This is a genomic window from Microbulbifer maximicatervae (SeqCode) (assembly GCF_052467815.1).
Genome location: NZ_CP174326.1, coordinates 4,002,151 through 4,014,112 on the forward strand (window position 1 = coordinate 4,002,151; position 11,962 = coordinate 4,014,112).

Sequence of the window (11,962 nt, forward strand, 5' to 3'; positions counted from 1 at the left end):
TTGCTAACTTTGCGCTTGCCCATAATTCAAATGTAGCTGTAGGAAGTGAGTGGAGCAGGAAATGCAGGGGTCGTAATTCCTTATCGCCCGTTCACATAACCCCCGTAATTTATCCTCAGGAAAGTGTATAAAGCTCGGCAACATCAAGCGGAGGTCATCTTCGATGGTCTTCTGGTTTTGTGAGGTGGGAGCGACAATTTTTGCCGTCGTAATCTTGCCTTTCTCATCAATGTCATAGCGATGATACAGAAGCCCACGGGGTGCTTCTGTGGCTGCACAGCCGCTTGCGGTTCTCGGCTCGGTCTTTAAATGAGGCTCGGCTGGGGGTTGGTATCTATCAATAATATGCAGAGCTTCCTCAAAGGCATGTAGTACCTCCAGGCTCCTAACGAGGATGCTTTGGAAGGGATTTAAACAGGGGGCGGTAAAGTTGATCTCCTCAGCCAATTGCAATGCTCGAGGTGACAGCTTGTCGCGATTAAGGTTGTATCGTGCGATAGGGCCCACCAGATAGGCGCCCCGTTCCCGTAAAGTACAGTGCAGCGCGGTGCTGTGAGCGACGTGCTCTTCTTCAAAGTGGTTCTCATAGTCTTGGGCGCTAATATTGAGTCCCGCACTGGAGGTGATCCTGCCCTCGTTCATTGGGTATTCTGACGGGTGCGTTAGAGCGACAAATTCGTAGTGATTATCCCTTCGCCATTCGTAGCTGGGGAAAGGCAAAGCTGCGGACCAGCGCACCAGTTGCTCGGTGAGATCCCGGGCCATTTCCAGCTGAGCTACCAAGGTTGTGAGTTCTCGGGCTTCCGGAACCTTGTAGAAACCCCCTACCCTCACATTAATCGGGTGTACTTCCCTGCCACCAATAAGGCGAACCAGGGCATTGCCCGCCTTTTTAATCTCCAGCGCGTTCTTAACAATCTCTGGATGATCCTTAGCCATTGCGACTGCATTGGGATAGCCGAGGAAATCTGGTGCATGGAGCATGCTGATATGCAGCATATGGCTCTCGATCCATTCACCGCAGTAAAGCAATCGACGAAGCATACGCAAAGCGCCGTCGGGCTTTAGGTTCAGGGCATTCTCCATGGCATGCACAGCACTCATTTGGTAGGCCACCGGGCAGATCCCACATATGCGCGCGGTGATATCTGGGGCTTCCAAGTAATCGCGCCCTCTGAGAAGGGCTTCGAAGAACCTTGGGGGCTCAAAAATCTTGAGCTGTACATTTTGTACGCCGCTATCGTCGTAGTCGATATGGAGGGCTCCCTCCCCTTCGACCCGAGCGAGATAATCTACCTTAATCGTTTTGCTGCGATCCGCCATAAAGCTCACCTGGAGGCAGATTTATCACCAATGTTTGGGGGGGATTAACGCTCCCCATCTTCTTGCCTATCTTCACTTTGCACTTTAAAAGAAGGTGCTAGTGGATTGAAATTCCTAAGGTTTTCAACAATTAAAGTATTTTCTACATTTAGTTTTTCATCCCACCAATGGCAAAGTGATTCGGTGTTGGGATTTTCCTTGGGACCGTAGCAAGCGTAGCAACCGCGGTTGTAACTGGGGCAAATAGCGCCACATCCCGCGTGTGTAACAGGCCCCATACAGGGGGTGCCATGGGCAACCCAGATGCAAACATTGCCGCGCAATTTACAGTCAATACACACCGAGTGATTGGCAACCTGGGGGGCTCGCCGGTGCAGGAATGCACTGATTACTTCAAGCAATTGATGCTTGTTGATAGGACACCCCTGCAACTCAAAGTCCACTGCTACCCTCCCTGATATTGGTGTGGATTCCTTGAGAGTGGCGATATATTCCGGGTGGGCATAGACCACATCGGTGAACTCCTGCACATCGGCAAAGTTGCGAAGTGCCTGAATCCCTCCAGCTGTTGCACAGGCGCCAATACTGATTAGAAAGCGGGACTGACGTCTGACCTCTAGGATTCTCTCTTCATCTGCTGGCGTGGTAATGGAGCCTTCGACGAGAGAGATATCAAAAGGGCCCTCTTTCACCTCACTGGAAGCCTCCAGGAAATAGGCGATATCTACCTGGGCTGCCAAAGAAAGAAGCTCATCCTCACAATCCAGTAGGCTCAGTTGGCAGCCATCACAGGAGGTGAACTTCCAGACGGCAAGCTTGGGGGGAGGATTACTACTCGCTATAGGCTGTTGATTTGAAACCATGAGCGAATATCCCGGTAGCAAAAGACAGGGCCATCTTTACAAACAAAATTAGGTCCCCACTGGCAGTGGCCACAGATTCCAATGGCACACTTCATGTTGCGCTCCATGGATAGATAGATATTGGATTCAGCCACACCTTTATGGAGAAGAACCTGTATGCAAAAGCGCATCATGATCTCGGGTCCACACACAAACACTAAAGCATCATTGCACTCCAAATGAGTGACTCGCAGAGGGTCGGTAATCACACCAATATGCCCATTCCAGTCTGTGCTGGCGTGGTCCACAGATGTCACCAGTTCAAATGAGCTGCGCCAGTGACCAAGCTCTGGCTGGTAAAGCATTTCTTCGGGGCGACGAGCCCCATAGAAAACTTGTAGACTCCTGGCCGGCAAGTGCCCCTTAAGAAAGCTGTAGATCAGGGGCCGCAAAGGCGCTAGCCCGAGTCCGCCGGCGATGATCACTACGGGGCGATTTTCCGCCAAGTGAGTTGGCCACCCCTGCCCGAATGGTCCCCGGATACCCAGTTGCGCACCAACTTCCAGTTTGCAAAGCGCTTGGGTTGCAAGTCCCTGGCCTTTAATCGTATGGGTAAGTGGGTCAGCGGATGGCGTACTGGGGCCACTTAAGGAGATAGCAGCCTCCCCGGCACCAAAGGCATAAAGCATATTGAATTGCCCGGGCTGAATGGGTGATGGGGTCCCAGCAACTCGCGTCAGGGATAGAGTGACAGTGCCAGGAAACTCTTCGCGCCGATGGGTAACACGCCATAATTCAGGGATCACAGCGAGGGATTCCCTGTGACGGATGTGGCCCGTAAAGGTCCAACAACTGTATTCGTGCTGCTTGCAGTCGTTCTGTAGCAACTTTGGTAAACCGTTTCATCAATTCGAAACCGAGTCTCGGTTCTTTTTCGCACTTATCTCGGAGGCACTGCCCGCCGAGTTTAAGGCTGCGAACTGAGGTCAGGGCTCGGGCATCGAAGGCACTCAAGTAGGGAGGATAAAGCCAGGACCAGCCGAATATATCACCACCGTGCAGTGTCATCAGGCAAAGGGGCCCATAGTTGGGGACAAAGGTTTCTACGGCGACACGCCCAGATCGAATTAAGAAGAAATGGTTAGCTGGAGTGTTTTCCCTGGCAAGGTATTCGCCTTCTTTATAGTGACTATTGCTTGTACACCCGGAGAGGAATGCCAGGTCCTTGTCTGCCAGCCCGGTAAAGAAAGGGTGCTCCTTGAGTAAGGTGGTGACAACTTTCATTTTTGTTCCTGGGCGCGAATATTCTGTATCTCTTCCGTGATATCGATGCCTACTGGACACCAGGTAATACAACGTCCACAACCGACACAGCCAGAGCTATCAAATTGGTCATACCAAGTGGCCAGTTTGTGAGTCATCCACTGTCGATAGCGGCTGCGGGTATCCGCCCTAACTGGGCCGCCAGACAAATAGCTCAACTCAGCCGTAAAGCAGGAATCCCAACGCTCCCAGCGCTGTGCTTCATTTCCGGTTAAATCTGTTGTGTCCTCAACAGTTGAGCAGAAGCACGTGGGGCAAGCCATAGTGCAATTGGCGCAGGAGAGGCAGCGCTCGGCGACTTTATCCCAGTTTGGGTTGTCATAATTGCGATAAAGCAGTGTCTTCAGGTCAGAGCTGTCAAAGCTGCGGCTACCGTTACTCACTTGATTTTCGGCTTGCTGAACGGCAGCTTGCCCCTCTTGTTTCTCCGTTTCTGAGGCATCAACAGTGGGTAGTTGCTTTAACACTCTGTTGCCTTGAGGGCTTCCGCTGCATATGAGGAAGAAGTGGGCATCGGAGGTCAGAACTTCGGTGATTACCAGATCACTGGGCAGTCGCACCTGCGGACCCGTGTTCATTGAGGTACAGAAGCAGGTATTTGCTGCCGTTGTGCACTCTACAGCGATAGTGAACAGCTGCGCTCGACGTGCCTTATAGCTGCTGTTGGCGTAATCCCCCTGTGCGAGGATACGATCCTGGATAGCGATGGCGTGTAGCTCGCAACTGCGAACACCGAGAAACGCCAACTTGACCGGAGGCTCTTCAATTTCCAGAATCTGAACATCCTCTCCAGAGCGGCTAGCACTCCAGAGCTGGCGCTGGGGCAGCTGAAGAAACTGCTTCCAGGAATGGGGGCCAACGGCGTAGCCAAAATAAGCCTTGTCATTGCGGTGCTCCACCCGGTATTGCCCCGCCTCTTGCTGATCCGTCCATCCTTGGGGAAGATCTGTGGGAGTTTCAATCTCACCATAGGTTATAGACCCGTTATGCAGTATCGGGCCAAAGAGCTGGTATCCTTCACTGCGAATTGCCTGAATCAAACAATCCAGGTCATTCGCTGCCAGTTTAAGAATTTCCACGAATAGCCAAGAGTTGGCTCCGAAAGAGCAGTAGTTGGTGATCTACTGATTTTTAGGTCTGTACCGGCGCATTGCACTAAGACAAAAGTGCCAAATTGCTAAGAAGAAAGTTTAGAGACATATCTACTATTTTGGGCTTTATCAAGGGAAAGTGTTGCCCTCTAACCAAAGTACTTCATAACCTTCTGATATTTATACACTACGTACCATCTAAGCAGAATAACTGGCGCACTGGTCGCCATCACAAGTACTACATCTGCCCCAAGCTTGTTTAGATTGATAGCGAGTAAAGAAAACTCGAAGATATCGATAAGCACAATTACTGGAATAAAGAAGATCCAGAGTTGCTCGAAGCCTATTCTCTTGCCAAACGCCAGCCCAAACAACACTACGTAGAAAAGGGAGGATACAGTCAGGCTGACTACCAGCCACCAAAAGGGAATGCCTGTGGAGCCATCAGTAAAGACTGTATATTGGGAATATAGCTCCAATGGAAGCAGGATAAAAAAAGCAATTTTCCAGCCTACACTGGGACTATAGGTGATACGAGTGCTATCGAGATCACTTTCTGGAGCTTGGTAGGGGTTCTGCACACTTAGCCTTTATCTTGAGTCGCCGTTGAGAGCGTAGAAGCTTCTGATCATCTCAATCCTATGAGTTAGTACTCAGCTAAGCAATTCTTTTTGGTTGCTATTGGGGTACCTAATTTTCTTTGCCGTTTTCCCTGCAACTTATATAGATTGACATCTCAGTTTTACCTTGTTAACACTGTAAGGAAGCAGGTTGTATTGTCACATTTATGCGATGAGATGCCTCACATTATCGACAAACACTTGTGCCAAGTATTGACTTTAAAGCTGCAGACAATATCCTCGCTGTTCAAATTTTGATAGTCACAGAACCTAGCTGGTAAATAATGAGCACTTCAATTTAGCTCAGGGAATGGCGAGAAGTAACTTTCGGATTGGTAATTGATACCTACCCGGATTAGTGGTGAATAATAAGGAAGTTCGAGATGCAGAATATGTATCAAGCACCAGATAGCCCTCTTACAGACTCTATTCCGCACTACAAGCCTAGTGTGGGTTGGAAGATACTTTTTTTTATTCTTGCACCTCTGGAAATCTACTCCCAATATCTTGGTTTCACTGCTGAAGAGTGGGAACTCCCCATTTGGTGGATGATTTTTAGTCTATTGGTATATGTTGTATTTTTTGTTGCCCTGTTTGGCCTGGCCTTTTCGAAAAGAATTGCTCCCTCAAATGTATGGCGTTTCTATTTACCCATTTTAATTTCCACCGACGTATTTGAATTTTTTTCTATTATAGGGGATTTCAATATGTCGGTACTGAGAAACCAAATCATTATTATGATTTGGCTTTCAGTCATATTTTTTACTTGGTATATCGTTTACAAATATCAAAAAGTAATGAGATATTTTAGCTAATATCAGTAGTCCACTTACTTACCGCCTTTTTAGTATGTTATTGGAAGGTATTACCGACATTACCTGTGCCAGTTTGCGTAGTTAGCGCGACTTCACCGCTGCCAATCTGAAAGGTTGTTTGAATATTGGAGACACCATTTTGCGTCACCAGGATACTGCTACTAGTACCGCTATGTTGATTGATTTGGGAAGAGTTAGAATCACCAAACTGACTCAATACTAATGAGCTTGAGAACAAAGCCCCGTCTTGCCCTTGATCTATTTCTGCCGTGTTCGCAGAGCCGTCTTGGTTGACTTGGGTAATACAGGAAACAACCTCTATCGCAACGATATTTTCGTTGCCTTGATCAAGATTTACGTTATTAGATGTTCCCGACTGGGTAACCTCGCCCACGCTAGAAGTGATATTTTCCTGATCCATCAACGTAAAGTTGCTATTTCCAATTTGAGTAATGACGCCTGTTGCAGCAGACATATCGGTTTCCTGTTCTACTCGTCCAGTATTCGAATTGCCGATTTGTGTAACTATTGCTGTACTGCTGGTGGCTACCTCATCCTGCTCGATATCTATGAAATTGGAAGAACCCGTTTGGCTGGCCATAGCAAAAGTAAAGGTTACACCTCTATCCTGGTCTAGGTTGGCAAAGTTAGAATCACCGGCCTGGCTGTAGGTTGCCGTGCTGCTGTCTACTCCGAGGCGCTGATCTAGAACTACTGTGTTCGACATGCCCTGCTGGGACGCAATGAGTGTACTGGAAGTAACATCCACCTGTTGTCGGATTTGGATGTCGTTTAAGTCTCCAGTCTGAGTGCCGGTGAAGGAGCTGAATTGAGCATCATTCTGTAGCAAGGTTGCTGTATTTTCGTTGCCATTTTGGTTCAGGAGAGCTGAAGTTAACTGGGTTCCGTCTTGCTGTACCGCTGAGGCTTGATTCAAATTTCCCGTCTGTACCAATTCGATAGTACTTTCGGAAGTCCCCGTAGTTTGGGATGCATCCGAGTCATTGAAATCTCCGAGTTGGGTCTGAACAATCAAGTTGTTATCCACAGTGCCATCTGACTGATCAGAAGTTGCATTATTTCCAGTACCTTCTTGGAATACCAGGGTGACATTATTATCAGCTAGAGGGGATATGCTGGCGGCAAATAGCGCGATTGCAGCCACAAAAGTGGTCACTTTCATAGAGGTAATCCCTTATTGGTTAAATCTTATCGGGCGACCGCTTATAAGCCTCGACTGCAAGCCTGGATGAGTATTTAGGGAGCCGCCATAGGAAAAAATGACTGAATAACTAAGAAAAAAGCTTAGGTTGCTGTTTGTTCACCGGGCCGACTTGCTGTATAACCATACAGCCCCAAAGTAATCTCTGCCTCATTATTTGCATATCACGTCATGAGGAACTGGTGTGCGGTATCGACGATAGATAGATCGAAAAACTAGCGCTTGTACCATGACCCAACCGATAGAATTGCCAACTGGCTACTACCTAGACAACTTTAAAGCGTTAATTGACTTTGTTAACCAACACTATTCCTGGATTCTCACCAGTTCTGAGCAAGATTTTTTCAAGACTTTCCAAGGGTTGGATATTTGTAGCCAGCGACTTTATGTGCGTTTGTTGTCCCGTAAAGGTGTGCCCTCCTCTGGAGGATCGCTTTTCCGCCTGGAGAAACTCAGTTACTCTGAGATAGAGAGCATTGAAAGGGCTGCCGCTGTTTTGGATGGTTCCGGATTACTTTGCTACAGCCCAGAGTTAACGGTACAGGAATATCTACCACTATTTACCAAAGCTGAATTGCTTGCGGCAGGACCCTCGGGTATATCCAAGTCTCTCAGCCGGCCTTCCCTCGAGCAACTACTGCTTGAAGACTCCAGTTCGAGTGGCTGGTTTGTGAAGTTGCTTTCTCAGCACAGGGTACTAGCCGTCCAGGGGGCCGAATATTTCCAGACTTTCAAACTGTGTTACTTTGGCAACTTGAATCAGGACCTTACTGATTATGTATTACGGGATCTTGGGCTTTATCGGTATGAAGCTTATCCGCTGGACAAGAAAAATCTCCCCTTTCAAAGTCGCGCACAAATTGATCAGCATCTGCTTTACTACCAGTGCCTGGAGTTGTTAGAAGAGCCATTACTGGAAGATGCAGAAGCCATAATAGCCTTATCTGCTAAACTGCCAGAAGGTATCGATGGTGACTCAACCCTGGCTCGTCGGCTGGATAGAATACGTCTTAAGTTGGCACGGCAGCTTGAGCGGCTCAATGCTTTTGAGCAGGCCGATGCACTATATCAACTTTGTAAAACCCCTCCCTCCCGTGAGCGCCGCGCACGAATTGCCGTAAAGCAAGGGTACGACACTCTAGCATTGGAAATATGCGAGGAAATAATAGCCTCCCCTATGGACCAAGCAGAAAGAGAGTTTGCTCTTAGCTTTGGTTACCGCACAGCCAAACGAAGTGGAGGCCTCAACAACTGGCAGGCACCTCATAAAATCCAAGCCCCCACTGAAGTGATAAGTTTGGCGCAGGGGGAAAGCTGTGTTGAGCTACTGGTGGCAGAGCACCTTGAAGGTTCTAGCGGTGGTGAGTGTTTTTATGTAGAGAACACCCTATTCACCGGTGTGTTGGGCCTCTATATTTGGGACATACTATTTGCACCTGTGCCTGGTGCTTTTTTCAATCCCTTTCAGGTAGCCCCAGCTGATTTCCGCACTGCGGATTTTTACTATTCCCGACAAGCGCTATTCACCCAGCGATTGGCTGAAATAGAGCATGAGTCCTTGAAGTCCCGTGTCCTCGCTACCTTTGCTGAGAAACAAGGTATTGCCAACCCTTTGGTTACTTGGGAGGCTTTGTCTACAGAACTACTTGAGAAGGCGCTGGATAGAATCCCCCCAAGTCATTGGCGTTCAATTTTCACTCGCATGCTCAGCGATATCACACAAAATAGAAATGGGCTGCCTGACCTCATTTGCTTTACTCCCTCCGGTCACTATGAACTCGTGGAAGTTAAAGGTCCTGGGGATCGCTTACAAAAAAACCAAGAGCGCTGGCTGGCGTTTTTTGCTGAAGAGGCGATCCCTCATCGCGTAATTCATGTGGAGTGGCACTAGCTTTGGATAGCTTAGAGCCGGCTGAGACTTTGAATCTTTCTGTAGGAGAGCTGGTCGCTTTTTCCTGCCGCAGCGGAGATTTGCTTCGGGAGCCAACTTCAGGGCCCTCTGCCCAGGAAGGGATTCGAGCCCATCAGAAGCTACAAAAGCAGCGGCCCAAAGACGCTGAGGCAGAATACAAGCTCAAGACTCAAATAGAATGGATGGAACAGCAGGTTACTTTGAGCGGCCGGGTCGATATCTTCCATCCGAAAAGTGATTTGCATAAACCGGCTCAACTGGATGAAATTAAGACCACTTATTTACCCCCATCGAAGTTGCCCGAAGCCGCCAAGAAATTGCATTGGGCCCAGCTAAAAATTTACGGCTATTGCCACTTGGTAAATGAAGGCGCTACAGGTGGTACAGATACAGTTGCCCTGCAAGTTGTCTGGTATAACCTCAAGGAGCGCAAGGCCTATCCAGAATGCATAGAGTACCGCTTTAGTGAGTTAGAGGCCTTCACTCTTGAGGCTCTCACAAAATATTTGTGTTGGCACAGGGCTTGGCAGGAACATCGGCAACAGCTTATTGGTACGGCGAAACAGCTCGCTTTTCCTTTCTTACAATACCGCCCCGGCCAGCGCCAATTGGCAGTGGAAGCCTATCGGTGTTTCCGGGACGGTGGTGAGCTGGTGGCTGAAGCTCCCACGGGAACCGGTAAGACAATCAGCACCCTATTCCCAGCCATAAAGGCAATTGGCGAGGAAAAGCTGGATCAGCTGATTTACCTGACAGCAAAGAATTCCGGTCGACAAATGGTGCGGGAAACTATTGAGGCACTTCAGGCGAGTGGCTTGCAACTATCTTTGCTTGAAATTCAAGCAAGGGAAAAAACCTGTGCCTGTAACCTGGGGCTTTGTACTCGTGATGATGACGGCATCTGTCCGAGAACAAGAGGGTTTTATGATCGACTTCCAGTTGCAATGGATGCCCTGCTCGGCCGGCCCCAGTTAACTCCCAAAGAGATTGCTGATGTGGCGGATCAGCAGCAAATCTGCCCCTTTGAACTCTCCCTTCAGATATTGCCTTGGGTAGACTTGGTGGTATGTGATTTCAATTATGTATTTGACCCTTTGGTACGCCTGACCAGTTTTCAGGACCAGCGCAATCGCCGCGCACTGTTAATCGATGAAGCTCACAATTTGATCGACCGCGCCCAGGAAATGTACAGTGCAAAGTTATCCCGCCGTGATAGTCGCCGCGCAGCTAATGCTTGCAAAGGGCACTCTCCGACATTGCAGAGAAGTATCCAGTCTCTGGTTCGGGCAATTGAAAATTGGATCAAGCGATTGCGAGAAGTTGGTGTAGCTCAAAGCCGCAGTACTTTTGAAGGGGGTGAAGTTTGGGTCACTGCAGCAACAGGTGAAGCAGAGCATCCAGAATCGGTTTCCCGAGCAGTGCAAAAAGTGCTCTCCACGGTCAGCCAACTTACAGAAAGCTCTCAGTCGCCCCCGGAAGAAATAGCGGAGTGGTTAAGGTCTGTCTATCGTTACGCCGTTATTGAGCAGGAGCTTTCCAATCAGCATAAAGTCGTCACACGGGTGATTGACCGGGATGCTCCCTGGCAGGAGCAGGAAATTAAGCTACTTTGTTTAAATGCTGCACAGTTTTTACAGCGATCCTATCAGCAAAACCAAGCCGCTATACTCTTCTCTGCGACTTTGCGCCCAGCCAGCTATATATATAGTCAACTGGGTGTAGAGCATGAGTCGCCCTACTTAAGACTGCCCTCGCCTTTTCAGCCGCAGCAACAGGGCGTCTTCCTGTGCCCATATATAGATACGCGTTACCAAGCCCGCGACCGCTCAATAGAGAACCTCGTCGACATTATTTCCCGTACCTTTTACAGCCGAGCAGGAAATTACCTGGTATTTTTTCCCTCTTATCGTTACCTGGAGCAAGTTGCTGAGAGTTTTAAGGCGAGATTCCCGGAAGTGTGCTTGTTACAACAGCTGCCGGGACAGGGAGAGACAGAGCGCGCTGAGTTTTTGTCTGGATTCAACGAAGGTAACAAGAGCCTTGGGTTTGCCATTATGGGGGGTATCTTTGGTGAAGGCATTGACTATGTTGGGGAGAAGCTGGTTGGCACTATTATCGTCGGTACTGGGCTTCCGCAAGTTAATGTTGAGCGGGAACTACAGCGCGATGCTGCAGAAACCACTGGCATCCATGGATTTGACATTGCCTACCGCTATCCAGGGATGACTCGCGTACTGCAAACCGCCGGTCGGGTTATACGTTCCGAGTCTGATAAAGGTGCGATCATTTTGGTAGATAGCCGCTTTTCGGAACCTTTTTATTGGCAGCTTTTTCCAGAGCACTGGCAAGCGGCGATTTGTCGCAACACCGATCAGTTAACGAGCAACTTGGAGCAGTTCTGGAGCTTGAGCTAATCCAGGTTTTTAGGATTTGTACTCCCTCAGCCCAAATTTTCCCAGCACCCAAGCGATAAGTGTGCCGCTCAATATCCCTGCTGTATTGGCCGCGAAATCCAACCACTCACCTGTACGATTTACGTAAGGTTGGAGCAACTCTATGCCACCGCTCCACAGTACAAAAAATAACCCTATTAGCCACCAGTAACTAGGCCTGCGCAGAGCGACGGGGAACATCAGTGCACTATAGGCAATTAGGTGATTGGTTTTGTCGGTGCCGGGTATATTGGGTACTTCGGGAAGCGGAAACAGGGATAGGCTCGTAATAATGCACAAAAATACCACTGTTAGCAGAATCCAGTAGTTGTAGACGAGCCTTAAGGGAAGTTGAATTATCATTAGTTCCTACTAATTAGGG

At 48.7% G+C, this 11,962-nt stretch carries 11 protein-coding genes; 3 read left to right on the forward strand and 8 right to left on the reverse strand.

The annotated features are described in order from the left end of the window. Window positions 1-3: 3 nt before the first annotated feature. The 6 genes from ACJJIW_RS17355 to ACJJIW_RS17380 all read right to left on the reverse strand — a co-directional run bounded on the left by ACJJIW_RS17355 (window position 4) and on the right by ACJJIW_RS17380 (window position 5,160). On the reverse strand, window positions 4-1,323 hold the full coding sequence (locus ACJJIW_RS17355; protein WP_444935883.1) for a Ni/Fe hydrogenase subunit alpha: 1,320 nt from the start codon (window positions 1,321-1,323) through the stop codon (window positions 4-6). A gap of 44 nt (window positions 1,324-1,367) precedes the next feature. Then, entirely contained in the window at window positions 1,368-2,186 is an 819-nt protein-coding gene (locus ACJJIW_RS17360) for an NADH-quinone oxidoreductase subunit B family protein (RefSeq protein ID WP_282932827.1), read from the reverse strand. Next, on the reverse strand, window positions 2,162-2,971 hold the full coding sequence (locus ACJJIW_RS17365; protein WP_282932826.1) for an FAD/NAD(P)-binding protein: 810 nt from the start codon (window positions 2,969-2,971) through the stop codon (window positions 2,162-2,164). The genes ACJJIW_RS17360 and ACJJIW_RS17365 overlap by 25 nt, the downstream gene beginning before the upstream one ends. Next, window positions 2,961-3,449, reverse strand: coding sequence for a cyclic nucleotide-binding domain-containing protein (locus ACJJIW_RS17370; RefSeq protein ID WP_282932825.1), 489 nt, complete (start codon window positions 3,447-3,449; stop codon window positions 2,961-2,963). The genes ACJJIW_RS17365 and ACJJIW_RS17370 overlap by 11 nt, the downstream gene beginning before the upstream one ends. After that, entirely contained in the window at window positions 3,446-4,567 is a 1,122-nt protein-coding gene (locus ACJJIW_RS17375) for a 4Fe-4S dicluster domain-containing protein (RefSeq protein WP_444935884.1), read from the reverse strand. The genes ACJJIW_RS17370 and ACJJIW_RS17375 overlap by 4 nt, the downstream gene beginning before the upstream one ends. A gap of 161 nt (window positions 4,568-4,728) precedes the next feature. Further along, window positions 4,729-5,160, reverse strand: coding sequence for a hypothetical protein (locus ACJJIW_RS17380; protein WP_282932823.1), 432 nt, complete (start codon window positions 5,158-5,160; stop codon window positions 4,729-4,731). A 422-nt stretch (window positions 5,161-5,582) separates the two neighbouring features. On the opposite strand from ACJJIW_RS17380, the gene ACJJIW_RS17385 reads away from it, so the two are divergent. Continuing rightward, a complete protein-coding gene (locus ACJJIW_RS17385; RefSeq protein ID WP_444893899.1) occupies window positions 5,583-6,014 on the forward strand; it encodes a hypothetical protein in 432 nt (143 codons plus the stop codon). Window positions 6,015-6,051: 37 nt separating this feature from the next. On the opposite strand, the gene ACJJIW_RS17390 is transcribed toward ACJJIW_RS17385, so the two are convergent. Beyond that, the gene (locus ACJJIW_RS17390) at window positions 6,052-7,197 is read right to left on the reverse strand and encodes a hypothetical protein (protein ID WP_444935885.1); all 1,146 of its coding nucleotides are present in this window, start codon (window positions 7,195-7,197) and stop codon (window positions 6,052-6,054) included. A gap of 268 nt (window positions 7,198-7,465) precedes the next feature. Between ACJJIW_RS17390 and ACJJIW_RS17395 the strand changes: the two genes are divergently transcribed. Both ACJJIW_RS17395 and ACJJIW_RS17400 read left to right on the forward strand, forming a co-directional pair. Then, window positions 7,466-9,127, forward strand: coding sequence for a VRR-NUC domain-containing protein (locus ACJJIW_RS17395; protein WP_444935886.1), 1,662 nt, complete (start codon window positions 7,466-7,468; stop codon window positions 9,125-9,127). 2 nt (window positions 9,128-9,129) lie between these two features. Then, window positions 9,130-11,562 carry an ATP-dependent DNA helicase gene (locus ACJJIW_RS17400; RefSeq protein ID WP_444935887.1) on the forward strand — a complete coding sequence of 811 codons (2,433 nt, stop codon included), beginning with the start codon at window positions 9,130-9,132 and terminating at the stop codon, window positions 11,560-11,562. Window positions 11,563-11,571: 9 nt separating this feature from the next. Here the strand turns inward: ACJJIW_RS17400 and ACJJIW_RS17405 are convergent, their stop codons facing one another. Continuing rightward, window positions 11,572-11,943 (reverse strand): VanZ family protein, encoded by a 372-nt coding sequence (locus ACJJIW_RS17405; RefSeq protein ID WP_444917156.1) that lies wholly within the window; start codon window positions 11,941-11,943, stop codon window positions 11,572-11,574. Window positions 11,944-11,962 lie beyond the last annotated feature (19 nt).